General features: G+C 64.9%; 15 protein-coding genes. 6 read left to right on the plus strand and 9 right to left on the minus strand.

Going from position 1 to position 16,362, the window contains the following annotated elements; genetic code table 11:
• Positions 1 to 77: 77 nt before the first annotated feature.
• Together RCH14_RS03690 and ggt are read left to right on the plus strand one after the other, a co-directional pair.
• Entirely contained in the window at positions 78 to 506 is a 429-nt protein-coding gene (locus RCH14_RS03690; protein ID WP_343024795.1) for a hypothetical protein, read from the plus strand.
• On the plus strand, positions 507 to 2,273 hold the full coding sequence (gene ggt / locus RCH14_RS03695; protein WP_343024796.1) for a gamma-glutamyltransferase: 1,767 nt from the start codon (positions 507 to 509) through the stop codon (positions 2,271 to 2,273).
• Positions 2,274 to 2,472: 199 nt separating this feature from the next.
• On the opposite strand, the gene RCH14_RS03700 is transcribed toward ggt, so the two are convergent.
• The 9 genes from RCH14_RS03700 to RCH14_RS03740 form a co-directional block, all read right to left on the minus strand.
• Positions 2,473 to 5,319, minus strand: coding sequence for a PAS domain-containing protein (locus tag RCH14_RS03700; RefSeq protein WP_343024797.1), 2,847 nt, complete (start codon positions 5,317 to 5,319; stop codon positions 2,473 to 2,475).
• Between the two features lie 94 nt (positions 5,320 to 5,413).
• Positions 5,414 to 5,563, minus strand: a complete 150-nt coding sequence (locus tag RCH14_RS03705; protein WP_343024798.1) for a hypothetical protein — start codon at positions 5,561 to 5,563, stop codon at positions 5,414 to 5,416.
• Between the two features lie 18 nt (positions 5,564 to 5,581).
• Positions 5,582 to 6,976 carry a hypothetical protein gene (locus tag RCH14_RS03710; protein ID WP_343024799.1) on the minus strand — a complete coding sequence of 465 codons (1,395 nt, stop codon included), beginning with the start codon at positions 6,974 to 6,976 and terminating at the stop codon, positions 5,582 to 5,584.
• The gene (locus RCH14_RS03715) at positions 6,973 to 7,833 is read right to left on the minus strand and encodes an ABC transporter ATP-binding protein (protein ID WP_343024800.1); all 861 of its coding nucleotides are present in this window, start codon (positions 7,831 to 7,833) and stop codon (positions 6,973 to 6,975) included. Before RCH14_RS03715 ends, RCH14_RS03710 begins: the two co-directional genes overlap by 4 nt.
• On the minus strand, positions 7,830 to 8,234 hold the full coding sequence (locus RCH14_RS03720; RefSeq protein ID WP_343024801.1) for a GntR family transcriptional regulator: 405 nt from the start codon (positions 8,232 to 8,234) through the stop codon (positions 7,830 to 7,832). Before RCH14_RS03720 ends, RCH14_RS03715 begins: the two co-directional genes overlap by 4 nt.
• 135 nt (positions 8,235 to 8,369) lie before the next feature.
• Positions 8,370 to 8,954, minus strand: coding sequence for a TerD family protein (locus RCH14_RS03725; RefSeq protein ID WP_343024802.1), 585 nt, complete (start codon positions 8,952 to 8,954; stop codon positions 8,370 to 8,372).
• Positions 8,955 to 8,966: 12 nt separating this feature from the next.
• Positions 8,967 to 9,662 (minus strand): TIGR00266 family protein, encoded by a 696-nt coding sequence (locus RCH14_RS03730; RefSeq protein WP_343024803.1) that lies wholly within the window; start codon positions 9,660 to 9,662, stop codon positions 8,967 to 8,969.
• A 61-nt stretch (positions 9,663 to 9,723) separates the two neighbouring features.
• On the minus strand, positions 9,724 to 10,299 hold the full coding sequence (locus RCH14_RS03735) for a TerD family protein (protein WP_343024804.1): 576 nt from the start codon (positions 10,297 to 10,299) through the stop codon (positions 9,724 to 9,726).
• A gap of 134 nt (positions 10,300 to 10,433) precedes the next feature.
• On the minus strand, positions 10,434 to 11,480 hold the full coding sequence (locus RCH14_RS03740; RefSeq protein WP_343024805.1) for a DUF475 domain-containing protein: 1,047 nt from the start codon (positions 11,478 to 11,480) through the stop codon (positions 10,434 to 10,436).
• Between the two features lie 116 nt (positions 11,481 to 11,596).
• Between RCH14_RS03740 and RCH14_RS03745 the strand changes: the two genes are divergently transcribed.
• The 4 genes from RCH14_RS03745 to RCH14_RS03760 all read left to right on the plus strand — a co-directional run bounded on the left by RCH14_RS03745 (position 11,597) and on the right by RCH14_RS03760 (position 16,353).
• Positions 11,597 to 12,505 carry a LysR family transcriptional regulator gene (locus tag RCH14_RS03745; protein ID WP_343024806.1) on the plus strand — a complete coding sequence of 303 codons (909 nt, stop codon included), beginning with the start codon at positions 11,597 to 11,599 and terminating at the stop codon, positions 12,503 to 12,505.
• A gap of 60 nt (positions 12,506 to 12,565) precedes the next feature.
• A complete protein-coding gene (locus tag RCH14_RS03750; protein WP_343024807.1) occupies positions 12,566 to 13,906 on the plus strand; it encodes a hemolysin family protein in 1,341 nt (446 codons plus the stop codon).
• Positions 13,907 to 13,992: 86 nt separating this feature from the next.
• Positions 13,993 to 14,796 carry an alpha/beta hydrolase gene (locus tag RCH14_RS03755; RefSeq protein WP_343024808.1) on the plus strand — a complete coding sequence of 268 codons (804 nt, stop codon included), beginning with the start codon at positions 13,993 to 13,995 and terminating at the stop codon, positions 14,794 to 14,796.
• 6 nt (positions 14,797 to 14,802) lie between these two features.
• Complete coding sequence (locus RCH14_RS03760; RefSeq protein ID WP_343024809.1) at positions 14,803 to 16,353, plus strand: ATP-binding protein; 1,551 nt, start codon at positions 14,803 to 14,805, stop codon at positions 16,351 to 16,353.
• The last annotated feature ends 9 nt before the right edge of the window (positions 16,354 to 16,362 follow it).

A 16,362-nucleotide genomic window follows, 5' to 3' on the forward strand; every position in this document is an offset into this window, starting at 1 on the left:
ATGGGCGCATCAAGTCGCGCCGCTGCGCTTGCGCTTTTGCTATCATGGGTTTTCCTGTCAAACCCTGGATGACACTCATGCGCCCCTCGATCTTCCGTCCGGCCCGCGTCTTCTGCATCGCCGCCGTCTGCCTCGGCGCTGGCCTGTCGTCCGGCTGCGCTGCGCCCGAGCGCCTGCCAGACGCGCAATACAAGCTCACTGAGCGCCAGAGCCTGCTCCTGGCGCCCGAACAGCGCCTGAGCCTGACCTACGAAGGCGTCGACGACACCCGCTGCCCGGACAACGCACGCTGCATCGTGGCCGGGCGCGTGGCCTACCGCTTCACGCTGCGCATCCAGAATGTGGCGCAGGCGTTCTGGCTGGTGCCGGGCAAACCGGGCTTCACGTCGCCGGCGCTGCGCGGCGCGCGCGTCGAGCTCGACCGGTCGTTCGAGCCGCCGGCGCGCGGCATGATCGACGCAAAGCCGGCGTCATATCCGGTGGTGCTCAATATGTACGGGACCTGAGTGTCGGCCCGCGCGCCCGTCAGCGCTGCACTGGCATGCGGCCTGATCCTGTCGATCTTCGTTGCGCCGGTGACCGGCGCGCCAGTCGCGACGGGTCACGGCGGCGCCGTGGCCACCATCAGCGCACAGGCGTCGCAAGCGGCGCTGACGATCCTGAACCAGGGTGGCAATGCGGTCGATGCGGCCGTGGCCGCGGCCGCCACACTGGGCGTGACCGATCCGTTCAGCTGCGGCATCGGCGGCGGTGGCTTCATGGTCATCTACCTGGCCAAGGACAAACGGGTGATCACGATCGACCACCGCGAGACGGCGCCAGCCAAGGCCGGCCCCACGCTGTTCGAGCGCAATGGCAAGCCGGTCGATTTCGACACGGCCGTCGCCAGCGGCGCGGCAGTGGGTGTGCCGGGCACGGTGCGCGGCTGGCACGAGGCGCTCGAACGCTACGGCAGCATGCGCTTCGCGCAGGTGCTGGCGCCCGCCATCACGGTGGCCGACACGGGCTTTCGGGTCAACGCCACGTTCAATGGCCTGGTTGACCAGAACCTTGCCAAGTTTCGCCAGTTCACGCCGACCAGCGCGTTGTATCTGCAGAATGGCAAGGCCATCCCTACCGGCACGCTGCTGCGCAATCCCGGCATGGCGCGGGCCTACCGCGCCATCGCATCCGGCGGCGCCAAGGCATTCTACGAAGGCCCGATGGCGCGCGCGATCGTCGACACCGTCAACCGCCCGCCCGTGGCCAGGGGCGTGCAAGTCCGCACCGGCACGATGACGCTGGCCGACCTGGCCAACTACGAAGCGCGCATCCGCCCCGCCCTGCGCAGCACCTATCGTGGTTATGAACTGTACGGCATGCCGCTGCCCAGCAGTGGCGGCGCGACGGTCGCGCATGCGCTCAACATTCTCGAAGGCTATGACCTGAAAGCCATGCCGCGCGCGCAGGCCGAGCACCTGTTTATCGAAGCGAGCCGCTTCGCGTTTGCCGACCGCAACGCGTATCTGGCCGATCCCGAATACGTCGATGCACCGCTGGCCGGCTTCCTGTCGAAGGACTTCGCCGCCACGCGCCGCGCGCTGATCTCGCTGCAACAGGCCGCACCAGGGGCAGTGGCGGCGGGCAATCCGTATGCGTTCCAGAATGATCCCAGCGTACCGCTGCTCCCACCGGTGCGGGCCAGCATCCGGCCCCCACCTGAAAGCCTGCACACGACGCACCTGACGGTGTCAGACAAGGATGGCAACGTGGTTGCCTACACGTTCACCATCGAATCGTGGGGCGGCAGCGGCATCGTCGTGCCGGGCTACGGCTTCCTGCTGAATAACGAAATGACCGACTTCGACTTCGCCGGCCCGCACCCCAACGTGCCCGAAGCCGGCAAGCGACCCCGCTCGAGCATGGCGCCGACAATTGCGCTCAAGGATGGCAAGCCGGCGTTTTCAGTGGGCAGTCCGGGCGGCGCGACCATCATCACGACCGTGCTGCAAACGATCGTCAACCACGTCGACTTCGGCATGCCGATGAACCACGCAGTCGATGCGCCACGCATCAGCCAGCGCAACGCGCCCGACACCTCGGTCGAGCCGGGCTTTACTCGCAGCGCGCAGGCAACAGGGCTGGCGCGCTTCGGCCAGCGTTGGGAATCACCACCAGAAGAAATCGGCGCAGCCAATGCGCTGGTGTTCAACCCGGATGGGACGGTGACCGCGGTCAGCGAAAGCAAGCGCCATGGCGTGGGTACGGCGCTGGTGCAGCGACGCGGACACTGACGCAAAAGCCGGGGTCAGGTCTGACATTCGGACACGATCACATCAGTAGCGATGGTGCGGAAAGGCAGCCGTGAAATCCGACGCGAGGGGCTTGGCCAACTAATGTAGAGGCCGTGTCCGAATGTCAGACCTGACCCTGGCTGTTGTTGGCTGTAGGCTGTTGGTTGCTGTCCGTGGGACAGGCAGTGGCGAACAGCCATCACCCGTGCCGGGCCACCATGTCGCGCACCCGCTGCGCCATCGTCTCGATTGAAAACGGTTTGGTCAGGATCGCCATGTCGGGCCCCAGCTGCCCGTTGTCGAGCAAGGCTGTCTCGGCATAGCCGGTAATGAACAGTACCTTCAGTTCGGGCCGCGCCACGCGCGCGGCATCGGCCATCTGCCGTCCGTTCATCATCCCGGGCAAGCCGACGTCGGTGATCAGAAGATCGATGCGCGCGGCCGATTGCAGCAACGCCAGCCCACTGGCGCCATCCTCGGCATTGAGCACGTGGTATCCCAAATCTTCCAGCAAATCGACAACCAGCATGCGCACGCTGGGCTCGTCGTCGACTACCAGGATCGTCTCGCCCCGGCCGTCGGGCGACGCCAGCGCCACGGGCGGCGCGGCCTCGACGCCCTCGGCCTGGCCGCGATGGCGCGGCAGGTAAATGCCCACCGTGGTGCCCCGCCCCACCACCGAATCGATGTGCACCTGGCCGCCGGACTGCTTGGCGAAGCCGTAGATCATCGACAGGCCCAGCCCTGTACCCTGCCCGATCGGCTTGGTCGTGAAGAACGGATCGAACGCCTTGGCCACCACGTTCGGCGCCATGCCGGTGCCGGCATCCGAGACCGACAGCGTCAGGTAGTCGCCAGGCGGCAGTTCCAGGGCGCGTGCGGCAACGGGATCGAGCTGGCGATTGGCCGTTTCGATCGTGATGCAGCCGCCGGCGGGCATGGCGTCGCGCGCGTTGATGCACAGGTTCAGCAGCGCATTTTCGAGCTGCGACTGGTCCACCAGCGCCGCCCACAGCGCCCGATCGCCGCGCGGCTCCACCTGCACCCCGGGGCCGACCGTGCGCCGGATCATGTCGATCATGCCCTCGATCATGGCGTTGACGCAGATGGCCGTGGGCGCGAGCGTCTGGCGGCGCGAGAACGCCAGCAGGCGATGGGTCAGTGCCGCCGCACGCCGGGTCGCGCCCTGCGCAACGCCGATGTAGCGGTCGACATCGCCCACGCGGTCTTGCGCGATGCGGATCTTGACCAGGTCCAGGCTGCCCGCGATGCCGGCCAGCAGATTGTTGAAGTCATGCGCCAGGCCGCCGGTGAGCTGGCCGACCGCTTCCATTTTCTGCGAGTGGCGCAGCTGTTCCTGGGCGCGTTCGAGTTCGGCCTGGCGCTCGCGCTCGACCGTGATGTCGCGGCCGGTCGCATACGTCACACTGCCCGCCGGCGCGGCGGCCCACGAAATCCAGCGTGTCGAGCCATCCTTGTGGCGATAGCGGTTGACCAGGCGCGGCTGCCTGCCTTCAGCTGCGGCGACGTAGGCATCGACCGTCAGGGCATGGTCCTCGGCCACGACGAAGTCAGTGGCATGATGCCCGACGAGTTCCTCGGGGGTATAACCGAGCAAGTCGGTCCAGGCCGGATTGACGCGCCGGAACACGCCATTGAAATCGATCGTCAGCAGCAGGTCGGGCGACGTGTCCCACATGCGGTCGCGTTCGGCTTGCGCTTCTTTTTCAAGCGTCACGTCACGCGCCGAGCAATACACCTTGCCCTCGTCCGGCACCGCCACCCACGACAGCCAGCGCCAGCCGCCGGCCTTGTGGCGGTGGCGGTTTTCGAAACGCAGCGCCGGGATGTCGCGCTCGAGCGCATCGCGCCATACGGCCCGGGTCAGCGCCCGGTCGTCCGGATGAACGAACTCCATGAAGTGCGTGCTGGCGATTTCTTCTTCGGTCCAGCCCAGCGTGGTTTGCCAGGCCGGGTTCGACGTCTCGACGAAACCGTCAGCATTGAGCACGCCCAGGATGTCCGGGCTGACCTGCCAGGTGCGGCCACGCGCCAGTGCCTGGGCAATGACTTTCTGCTCGAGCTGCTCGTTGAGGGCGCGCAGCTTCAGGATCGCCTGGTCGCGTTCGGCCTCGACCGCGCGCCGGCCCTCGACGTCGATCAGCACGCCCGGGAACGACAACCCGGTACCGTCCGGCGCCAGGTCAACCCGGCCGTTGGCCTCGATCCAGTAGTAACGTCCATCGGTGCGCTTGACGCGGTACTGGTGGGCATAATGGCCGCCGCGCGCGATGACGGTATTGATCGCCTGCGCCAGGCCGGCCTGGTCGTCCGGGTGGACCGTGGCGACGATCTGGGCCAGGCTCAGACCGACCCGCCCAAGCGCCGGGTCGAGGCCGAAGGCGCGCGCGAATGCCTCGTCGACCGTGAACCGGTCGGTCGGCAAATCCCAGAACCAGGTGCCGATGATGGCGCCGGCAGCCAGCGCCAGCTGCACCCGTTCGGCATCGATGCGCGAATTGCTTTCGTGCTCGCGAAGCACGGCCTCGTCGGCCACCTGACGGCGTCGGGTAAGGATGGTGTCGGTGGTTTCGATGCAAGTGCATAACAGGCCGAGGATCTCGCCGCCGTCGCCGCGCACCGGGCCATACGAAAACGTGAACCAGGTATGCTCGGCATAACCCTTGCGCTGCATGACCAGCGGCAGGTCGTGCATCTTGTACGACTCGCCGCCGACCAGCGTGCGCTCGACCAGCGGGGCGAGCACGTCCCAGATTTCGGGCCAGGCGGCCTGGAAGCTGCGGCCCAGTGCATGCGGATGCTTGTCGCACAGGATCTCGGCGTAGGAATCGTTGTACAGCAAGGTTTGCTCGGCGCCCCAGACCAGAAAACTGGGGAACGCCGAACCGAGCACGATGCTCACGCCGGTGCGCAGCGTGGCCGGCCAGCCCTCGATGGGCCCCAGCGGCGTGGCGGCCCAGTCGTGGTCGCGAATCGCGGCGCCGAGCGCCCCGCCGTCGATGGGAAATGCGTTGGGATCACGCATCGGATCGACAGACTGCGGGGCCGGCTGTCAGCGGAAATTGGGTGCGCACGCTCATGGTCTGCGCATTATGGCATGGGCAGTGCGCCCGATTGCACTACGCTGCCATGGCGCTGCGCTGCTGCGCCTTGTGCCAGCGCGCACGCACATGCTGGGCCCGTGCTGGTGCCCTGCTCGCCGGCGCGTGCGGCCCCCACTTGGCGCTGGCCAGCGCCAGCATGCTGTTATTGATGTAGCAGAAGGCCAAGGATCGCCAGCGTGGCGATCAGCCAAGGCGGCCCACCGGAAACGCGATCGGTGCGTCGCACATGCGCCGCCAGCGCCGATGCACGAGCACGCCGGTCAGCATGAGGGAGCTAACAGTGGCGCTGGACCAGATCGGCCAGCCCAGCCACTTGGCGCCAAACACGGCCAGGATCGGGCCGATAAAGCTCAGTCCGAGCGCCGCCAGTCCGTAGAACACCATCCCCCAGCGCGGCGCACGCGCATGGTCGCGCAGCAAGAGTGCTAGTGCCGACAAGGTAACGCAGCACAGGCACGCCTGCCACACCAGTTCGATCCCGCGCGCACCAATGGCAAGGGCCAGCAACAGCGAAACCGCCGAGGCCCAGGCCCAAATCGCCAGACCCTGACGCAGCATGGCCCGGGCCAGCAGCGCGTTGAAGCGGGCCGGATCGACCGGCGACACCGGCGCCAACCGTACCAGTGCCTGCTCGCCGCGGGTGCGCGCCAGCCAGAATGGCACGGCAGCAACAGGAAACAAAAAGCACAGCATGGTGCCGCCGATCATCAGCATCGTGGGCACACTCTCGTCGGAGATAGGGGTGCCGCGCAAGTGCCAGGTCATGGCGGCGAAGGCCAGCGCCGCGCCGATGGTTGTCGACACCATCAGGTAGAACAGGTTCGGGCCAAGTGCATGCAGCAGCAGCGCGCCCGGCGTATGCCGCCCCGGTCCATGGCGCGCAAGGAAGCGGCGCACCGAGTACCGGCGCGTGCCTTCCCACAAGGCGCTGCTGCCGCTGCCGCCTGACAACAGGGCGAGATGCTCGCGCATGGCCCAGTGGCGCTCGCCGCCCCGGGGAAACAGCGCCCGCACCACCGGTATGACAAGCAGAATGATGGCCGCCGCCAGCAGCGGCATGACGCCAGGCTGCGCGGCAGCGTCGCGCAGCCATTCCTGCCACCCCTCGCTCAGGAACGGAAAGAAGAATGGCAGCATCAGTACCAGGCCAGCGCCGACGCCGGCGATCAGCGTCGCCACGCCCAGTGTGCCGGCCATGGCGAATGGCAGCACCAGGTGCGACGCCGCCGGGATCAACTGCAACCCTGCGGCCAGCAGGCCGACTGCGGCGAACCAGACCAGCAGCACCAGTTCGACCAGACGAGCGCGCATGGCCGGCACCAGTTGGGCGTTGGCGGGCGTGTTCATGCCGAGCGCGCCTGGCACCAAGGCCATGGTCCAGTCAAACAGCAACAGACCAGCCGGCGTGCACAAGGCCCAGCCGAGCCCGGTCAGTACGCCGTACGCCGCCCCCATGAGCGCGGCCACGGCCACGGTCAGGATGGCGATGGCCGACCACAGGACTGTCTGTGCGCGCGGATGGATCTGCACATGCGCGGCTTGCCACAGCATGCGGTACTGTTGCAGACGCGCGCTCACCGTGTGACCTCGATGAACAGGTCTTCCAGGCCGAGCGGCTCGACGCGCACGCCTGGCGTTTCAGCCATTGGGGCCCCGCCCTGCACGATGACGCAAACGGAACCATCGCCCGCCTGGCTGCGGCGCAGCTCGCCCGGCAAGGCGGTGCCCAGCATGCTGGCCGGGCCGATCACACGGCGCGCGCCATCGAGCAGGGTGTCGAGTTCGCCCTGCAGCGCGATGCGACCATTCTTGAGAAACGCCACGTCGGGCGCCACGCGCTCGAGGTCGGTCAGGATATGGGTCGAGAAGACCACCGTGGTGCCCTGCTCGATCACGCCGTCGACCAGTTCGGACAAGAAGCTGCGCCGGCCGGCCGGGTCCAGCGCCGACGCGGGTTCGTCCAGCACCAGCAGGTCGGGATCATGCGCCAGCGCGCGGATGATCGACAGGCGCTGCTGCTCGCCGCCGGAGAGCCTGCGGATCGGCTTGTTGCGCATGAGGCCATCGAAGCCCCAGCGTTCGAGCAGCAACGCGACTTTCGCATCGTTCCAGCGCGGGTACATCGCCTTGAAGTAGTCCAGCATCTGCAGCGCCGTCATCCACTCGAACAGATCCGATTTCTGCGGCACGTAGCCGATGCGGGCGCGCGTTGCGTCCGTCAACGCATGCAGCGGTTCGCCAAACAGCAGGACGCTGCCGCCATCGGTCTCGCGCAGGCCCAGCAGGCATTCCATCAACGTCGACTTGCCGGCGCCATTGCGCCCGAGCAAGCCGACCACCTGGCCCGGCCGCACTTCCCAGTCGAGGTTATCGAGAATGGCCTTGCTGTCGAATTGCTTGGCCACGCCGCGCATCTGGATCGGGGATGGTGTCACGGTGATTCCTTGAGGATGAGTGTGAAAAGAGCGAGCACGGTGGTCGGATCGAGTTCGAGTTCGCGCGCTTCACGCGCCGCGCGCTCCAGCGTGGGCCGCAGCAGTGCGGCGCGATCGGCGGCATCGGCAGCCGTGCCCGCGCCCGCACCGGCTGCGCGATCGGCCACGACCATGCCGACACCGCGCCGGCGATCGAGCACGCCTTCAAGTTCGAGCAGGCCGTAAGCCTTGGAGACCGTCATCGGATTGACCGTCAACTGCTGGGCCACCTCACGCACCGAGGGCAATGCCGCACCGGGCGCCAGCTGGCCACCGGCGACCAGGCGCCGCACCTGGTCGACCAGTTGCCGGTAGATCGGCTCGGAAGAGCCGGGGATGATCGAAAACAGTGAAGTGGTCATTGCGTATTGGTGTATTAGTTGGCTAATACAGTAAACGCGGTTGTTGGCGTTGTCAATGCTCAATGCGGAAAGAGGCCAAGCCATAAAAAAACCGGGGCACAAGGCCCCGGTTCTCTGATTAAACAATCCCGTCGATTACAAATGCACCGTAATCTGCGGCATCAGATCGTCGAACGTACGGCCGTTGCCGTTCTCGCCGATCGCGTGCATTTTCCACTCGCCGCCATGGCGGTACAGCTTGGCCATGATCTGCGCCGAGTGCGAACCCGTCACCGACAGGTTAAAGCGCGCCACTTCCTGCTGGTTACCTGCATTGATCAGGCGGCAGTAGGCGTTTTCCACCGTGGCAAAGGTCTGCCCGGTGAAGCTGTTGACCGTGAAGACCAGCGCCTTGACCGATGCCGGCACGGCGCTCAGGTCGACGGTGATCTGCTCGTCGTCGCCATCACCGGCGCCGGTGCGGTTGTCGCCCGTGTGCACGATGCTGCCATCCTTGCTCTTGAGCTGGCGGAACCAGATCACGTCCACCGGCTTGTTCGATTCGTCGAACATGACCACCGATGCGTCCAGGTCGACGGCGTCCGACTTGCCGCCACCGAAGCCGAAGAAACCCTTCGACTTGATCGCATCCCAACCCAGACCCATGGTCACGCGGGACAGGCCGCCACCGGCTTCCTTGTCCAGAGAGATCTTCTGGCCCTTTTGCAGATTGACTGACATTGCGTTCCTCCGTTATTTCGCTGGCTGCTGCATCCAGGCTTTGAATGCAGTGCGGTTGCGCGAACATACATACACCTTGCCACGACCCGAGAAGCGCAGGACCATGCCCTCGCCGCTGGTCTGGCTGTTGATCAGGTTACCCAGGAAGCCGCCACTGGTGCCGGTCGTGATCGAAATCTCGTAGCGCAGCGTGCTGTCCCAGCACACCACGTGCGAGTTGTCGATGATTGCGTCCTTGCCCGGCTCGACATCCAGCACCGACATCGACCCGAAGCCCGACACCACCAACTGGCCCTGGCCACCCGTTTCGGTGACGAAGAAACCGCCGCTGTTGGCGAACAGCGCATTGCCCAGGCTTTGCGTACGCACCTTGAGGTCGACGCCGGACGTGGCCGCGACAAACGCGCCATCGCTGATGATGTAGTGGCTCGGACCGACATCGACCGTCTGCATCGCACCCGGCAGGGTTGGCGAGAGCAGGCAGTCGCCATCGCCGCGCGTGGCTTCGATGTGCTGCTGGAAGAACGACTCGCCGTTGGCAAAGGTGCGCATCAGTGCACTACCGAGCCCGCCCTTCATCTTGCCTTTGAGGTCGAGGGTCGATTCCATCATCACCATCGCGTCGGATTCGCAATAGATGGTCTCGCCCTGCTTCATCGACACATGAAGGAAAGGATCGACGTCCCCGGTCACGGTAAATACTGGCATTTGGCTTCCTTAGATTGGTTCCACGCAGGGCGCCCCCGTAGAAGCGCCCTGGCTTGAATGATTAAACGTTGACGCCGTAGCTGCGGGCGAGTGGGCCCAGGCCGCCAGCAAAGCCCTGGCCGATCGCGCGGAATTTCCAGTCCGCGCCATTGCGATAGACTTCGCCAAAGATCATGGCCGCTTCGGTCGAACCGTCTTCCGACAGGTCGTAACGTGCCACTTCGGCGTTGTTGCCGTTGTTGACGCAGCGGATGAACGCCTTGCCGACCATGCCGAAGTTCTGGCGACGGGTTTCACCTTCGTGAATGGTCACGCCGAGCACGACCTTGTCGATGTCGGCCGGGACCTTGGTCAGGTCGATGGTGACGAATTCATCGTCGCCGTCGCCGGCGCCGGTGGTGTTGTCGCCCGAGTGGACGATCGAACCGTCGGCCGACTTCAGGTTGTTGTAGAAGATGAAGTCGCTGTCCGAACGGACCTTGCCGGCTGCGTTGAGCAGGAACACGGCGCCGTCGAGGTCGAAGGCTGCGCCATCGGTGGCGCGGATGTCCCAGCCGAGTGCGACTTTCAATGAAGTCAGGCCTGGCGCTTCTTTGGAAAGGTTGACGTTGCCGCCTTTTTGCAGACTGATTGCCATGGTGAGAATCTCCTAAATAGTGAACACCGGGTTGCAAGCGCCGCGAGCTGGTGTTCTGCCACTCGCAGCGAATTCTTTACTACCAGAATGGCGCCACCGTCAACCATCACTGCGTGGACGGCGGCGCCATCACCTTACGCGCCGGCGAGCGCGGCGTGCTTCTTCTTGTGCTGCAGCGAGCTCCACAGCGACGCCAGGATGAAGGCCACGCCCACACCGCCGGTGATCAGCTCTGGTACATGCCACTTCATACTGGCCAGCATGATCACGGCCAGGATACCGATCGCGTAGTGCGCGCCGTGCTCAAGATAGACGTATTCATCGAGCGTGCCCTTGCGCACCAGGAACACGGTCATCGAACGCACGAACATCGCGCCGATTGCCAGACCCAGCATGATGATCACGACGTCGCTGGTGATCGCAAACGCGCCGATCACGCCATCGAACGAGAACGATGCATCCAGCACTTCAAGGTACAGGAAACCGCCGATACCGCCCTTTTTGACCGCATCGCCGACGCTGCCGCCGCTCGACTCGCTCTTTTCGAGCAGGCTGCTGAGCATATCGACTGCCACGTAGACCAGGATGCCCCACATACCGGCGATCGCCACGACCATCTTCTGCGCTTCATCGACATACGTCAGGCTGAACAGCAGTGCAGCGATGGCGATCATGACGGCGATCGACGAGACCTTGCCCAGCGAGCCCAGCTTTTTCTCGAAGTTGCCCAGCCAGTGGGTTTCTTTTTCATCGTCGAGCATGAAGTTCAGGAACACCAGCAGCAGGAACATGCCGCCAAATGCCGCCACTTCAGCGTGGTGATTGGTCAGGTGCATCGAGAATGCTTTTGGATCCGACAGCGCCAGGTCCCAGACTTCCATCGCGCCCAGGTCGGCGGCCACAGCCACGATGACCAGCGGGAACACCAGTCGCATGCCGAACACGGCGATGATGATGCCGACGCCCAGGAACAGCTTGATCCAGAACTCGTCCCAGGTCTTGAGGACCGACGCGTTGACCACCGCGTTATCGAACGACAGCGACACTTCCATGACGGCCAGAATGGTCGCCACGCCCAGCGCGGTGACCATGCCCGAAACGCCACCGTGCTCAAATCCCCACCAGGCCGAGAGGGCCAGGCAGACCGCGGTCACGATGAATGACCAGGTAAAGTACTTCATTAATATTCCCCTCTTATAAATTTTTTGAAAAACGGTGCTGACGAACTAGTGTAAAGGTTGGCAAGCAATTGAAAAAGCGAAGATAATCGAAAGATTACTTCCGAAAAACAGAAGCCATGAGCCATGCACTCCCGAATTTTCGTCACCTTTATTACTTCTGGGTAGTCGCAAAAGAAGGCAGCATTACGCGCGCCGCCGAGCGCCTCGGGCTTGCCATCCAGACGGTGAGTACGCAGCTTACCCTACTTGAACAGGCGTTTGGCAAGGCACTCTTCACCCAGCAGGGCCGGCGCCTGAATCTCACCGAAGCGGGCCGCCTGGCGCTGTCGTATGCAGACCAGATTTTCCTGCTGGGCGAACAGATGCAGGAGGCGCTCGATGCATCGGACAGCACCCGCATCCGCCTGGCGGTGGGCATTTCCGATTCGCTGCCCAAGTTCACGGCCTACCGCCTGCTGGAGGTAACGACCCAGCTGGCCACGCCGGTAAGGCTGGTATGCCACGAAGACCAGTACGAGGCGCTGCTGGGCGACCTGGCGCTGCACAAGCTCGACGTGGTGCTCACCGACCGCGCCGTGCCCACCGGCACCACGCTGCGCGTGTTCAGCCACTTGCTGTCAGAGAGCGAGATGTTCGTCGTCGGCGCCCCGGTTCTGGCGCACGAGTACCGCGAGGACTTTCCGGGGTCGCTGCATGGCGCACCGTTTTTGCTCCCCACGCGCAACAACGCCCTGCGCGGCAAGATCGACGACTGGTTCGAGCGCCATGCGATCCGGCCCGACGTGGTCGGCGAATTCGAAGACAACGCGTTATTGAATACCTTTGGCCGGCGTGGCCTGGGGCTGTTCTTCACGCCGGCTGCGCCCGCTGCCGACATCGACTACCAGCTCGGCGCCGAGCTGGTCGGGCGGGTGCCGGAGGTGCGCGAACACTTCTACGCGATCTCGAACGAACGCAAGATCAAGCATCCGGCGGTCGAGGCAATCCTGTCGGCAGTGCACAAAGGCGCGTTGGCAGACGGATAAGGGCCATTTTGGGTTGTACAATGCCCCCTTGGCTTTGCCTTTTGTTAATACATCTCCAGCATGGAAAATATTCTCTTCCTCGTTCTCGCCCTGTTCCTGGTCGCGCTGAACGGCCTGTTTGTCGCCGCCGAATTCAGTATCGTCACGCTGCGCAAGACCCGCGTGAACGCCATCGCCAGGACCACCGGCCTGCGCGGACGCATCCTGGAGAAAGTCCACGGCAAGCTCGACGCCTACCTGTCGGCCTGCCAGCTCGGCATCACGCTGGCGTCGCTGGGCCTGGGCTGGGTCGGCGAGCCGGCCTTTGCCAGCCTGCTCGAACCGGTCTTCGCGTTGCTCGGGGTGACATCCGAAGAGCTGATCCACAGCATTTCGTTCATCGTCGCGTTCTCGGTCATTTCGTTCCTGCACATCGTGGTTGGCGAACTGGCTCCCAAAACGCTGGCGATCCGGCTGCCGGAATCGGTGGCGCTGTGGTGCGCCATCCCGCTGTACGCGTTCTATTGGGCGATGTACCCGGCGATTGCCCTGCTCAATGCCAGCGCGAATACGCTGCTGCGCGTGGCGGGCCTGGCCGGCAAGGGCGGGCACGACCATCATTACTCGCTCGACGAACTCAAACTGATTCTGCGCACCAGCAACCCGGCCGAAAAGATCACGCAGGATGACCGCAATATCCTGGCCCAGTCGCTCGACTTCAGCCAGCTGGCGGTGTCCGAGCTGATGCGACCGATCAACGAAGTCAGCGCCCTGTACGCCAGCCGCTCGCTCGAGCAGAACCTGGAAACCGTGCGCCGCAACCGCTTTTCGCGCTACCCGTATTTCGACAAGGACGGCGAGGAAGTCATCGGCATCGTCCACCTGAAAGACCTGTATTTCGCGCTGCAGTCGGGCCGGCCCATCGGCGACCTGACCCAGTTCCTGCGGCCGGTCGAATCGATTTCGGCGCGCACGCCGGCGCAGGACATCTTCCGGCGCTTTCGCGGCGGCGCGCCCCACTTCGCCCTGATCGGCGAAAAGGGCAAGCGCCCGGTTGGCTTCGTCACGCTCGACAACCTGCTGGGCGCGATGGTCGGCGAGATCCGCGACGAATTCCGGATGAACGAGAACGATTGGCTCAAGCAGGCTGACGGCACCTGGATCGGCAAGGCCAGCCTGCCGATTTTTTCGCTCGAGCGCCTGCTTGGCATCGACATCGACAACGAGCAGATGGGGCTGGACGACGTGGAATCGGTCGGCGGCCTGTTGATGGCCAAGCTTGGCGATATCCCGAAGCAGGGCCAGCGCATCGGCTTTCCGCAGTTCGATGTCGTGGTCAAGAAAATGACTGGCCCGCGCATCCTGTTGGTCAAGGTGATCCCGCAATTGACACGCGCCGGCGAGAACGACGACCACGACTAACAGCCTTTTGCATCGGCATTGCTGACATTACACAAGAATGATGTTATTTTTTGTGTACATCTGCGTGAACCGACGAGAGGCATTCAATGTCCGCCCAGCTCTGCCATAACGTTCACCTCGCTGGCCAGGGTGCCACTACCATGGTGTTTGCCCATGGTTTCGGGTGCGACCAGACAATGTGGCGTCACCTCGCCCCCGCCTACCAGCACCGGTATCGCGTCCTCACCTATGATCTCGCCGGCTCCGGCGGCTCCGACCTGTCGGCCTATGACCATGTTCGCCATGGGTCGTTGCAAGGTCACGCCGACGACCTGCTTGCCCTCATCGACGCGTATGCCAGCGGCCCGGTCGTGTTTGTCGGCCATTCGGTCGGCGCGACGATCGGCATGCTGGCCACGGTTGCCGCGCCCGGATGCTTCGCGGCGCAGATCATGGTCAGTCCATCGCCCTGCTACATCAATGACGGCGACTACACCGGTGGCTTCACGCGCGACGACATCGACGAACTGCTCGAGACGATGGAAACGAACTTTATCGCCTGGTCGCACAGCCTTGCACCCGCCATCATGGGCGCCCCCAACCAGCCTCACCTGGCCTCCGGTCTGACGGCCAATTTCTGCCGCAACGATCCCGAGATTGCCCATCACTTCGCCAGCGTCACGTTCCGCTCGGACCATCGCCTTGACGTGCCCAGGTCCACGACGCCCGCGCTGATCCTGCAATGCAGTGACGATCTGATCGCGCCGCGCACGGTGGGCCAATGGCTGCACCGGCACCTGCCGGACAGCGCCCTCGCGCTGGTACCGAACGTCGGCCACTGCCCGCACATGAGCGCCCCGACTGCCGTCTCGGACGCCATCGACGCCTTCCTCGCGCAGCCACCACGCTGACCGTCGATGAATACCGCCGTCACCGCGACCGACCTGTTTTTCGACCAGGCTGCTTGCGGCCTCATGGCAACCGATGCACACGGCATGATCCTCACGGCCAACGCCAGCCTGCATGCGTGGCTAGGCATGCGCCCGGGGGCGCTGGTGGGTACGCGCCTGCACGATCTGCTGCCGGCCAGCGCGCGCCTGTTCCACTACACGTGCTGCGTGCCGCGCCTGCAGAGCGAGGGCGCGGCGCATGACATCCAGATCGACCTCTTGAGGCCGGGCGGCGCGCGGCTGCCAGTCCTGCTCCAGCTCGTGCGCCAGCGCGCGGGCGATCGCGAGATCGACCACTGGGCGCTGTTTCGCGATGATGGCCGGCACGCGTACGAAAACGCGCTGATGTGCGGGTCGGACACTGCCGACGATGCCCGCGAGTCCCAGCGCCAGCTCGACCTGCAGTTGCAGGCCGTGAACACGCAGTTGTCGGCAGCCGACCTGCGCAAGGATGAATTTCTCGCCACGCTGTCGCACGAGCTGCGCAATCCGCTCGCGCCGATGCGCAGCGCGCTCGATGTTCTGAAGATCAAGCATGGCAACGACGACGACGCGCGCGTGATCGGCGCGTTCGACCGCCAGCTGCGCCACCTGACGCGGCTGGTGGACGACCTGATGGAAGTCTCGCGCATTACGCAGAACCGCATGCAGCTGCGGCGCGCGCCGGTCGACATGGCAGCGCTGGTGCACAGCGCGGTGCACGACATGGCGCCGGTGATGACGGCGGCGCGCCACACGCTGCGCCTGGCATTGCCCGATATGCCGCTGACCGTCGATGGCGATGCAACGCGCCTGGCGCAGGTCGTGATCAACCTGCTGGGCAACGCGGCCAAGTACACGCCCGATGGCGGGCTGATCGATGTTGAACTGGCTGGCTCAGCCGGCCACGCAGAGCTGCGCGTGCGCGACAACGGCATCGGCATCCCGGCCGGTGCGCTGGGCACGATTTTCCAGTTGTTCACGCAGCTGGAACCGGGGCGCGAACGCGCCTGCGGCGGCCTGGGCATCGGGCTGGCACTGGCGCGCGGCATCGTGGAGCTGCATGGCGGCGACATCCTGGGCGAGAGCGACGGGCCGGGCCGCGGCAGCCAGTTCACGCTGCGCCTGCCGCTGATTGCCGGTTGCGCTGTGACCGAGCCAGCGACGGCGGCGCCGGGCCAGCCGGCGCCGCTGCGGGTGCTGGTGGTCGATGACAATGTCGATGCGGCCGAGACGATGGCGACGATGCTCGAGCTGTTCGGCTGCACGACGCAGCTGGCGCATACGGCGGCGGGCGCGCTGGCGCTGGCGCCGACGTTCTTGCCCGAGGTCGCGCTGCTCGACATCGGCCTGCCCGACTTCAATGGCTACGAACTGGCGCGCCGCCTGCGCGCTCTGGATGCCTGCGCCAGCACCAAGCTGATTGCAGCCACCGGTTGGGGCCAGGAGCGCGACCGGCAACTGGCGCACGATGCGGGGTTCGACCACCACCTGACCAAGCCGATCGATCTCGAGAGACTGCGCTTGCTGCTACAGTGATCACCTATT

This window comes from Massilia sp. MP_M2, assembly GCF_039123635.1.
Taxonomy (GTDB): domain Bacteria; phylum Pseudomonadota; class Gammaproteobacteria; order Burkholderiales; family Burkholderiaceae_D; genus Telluria.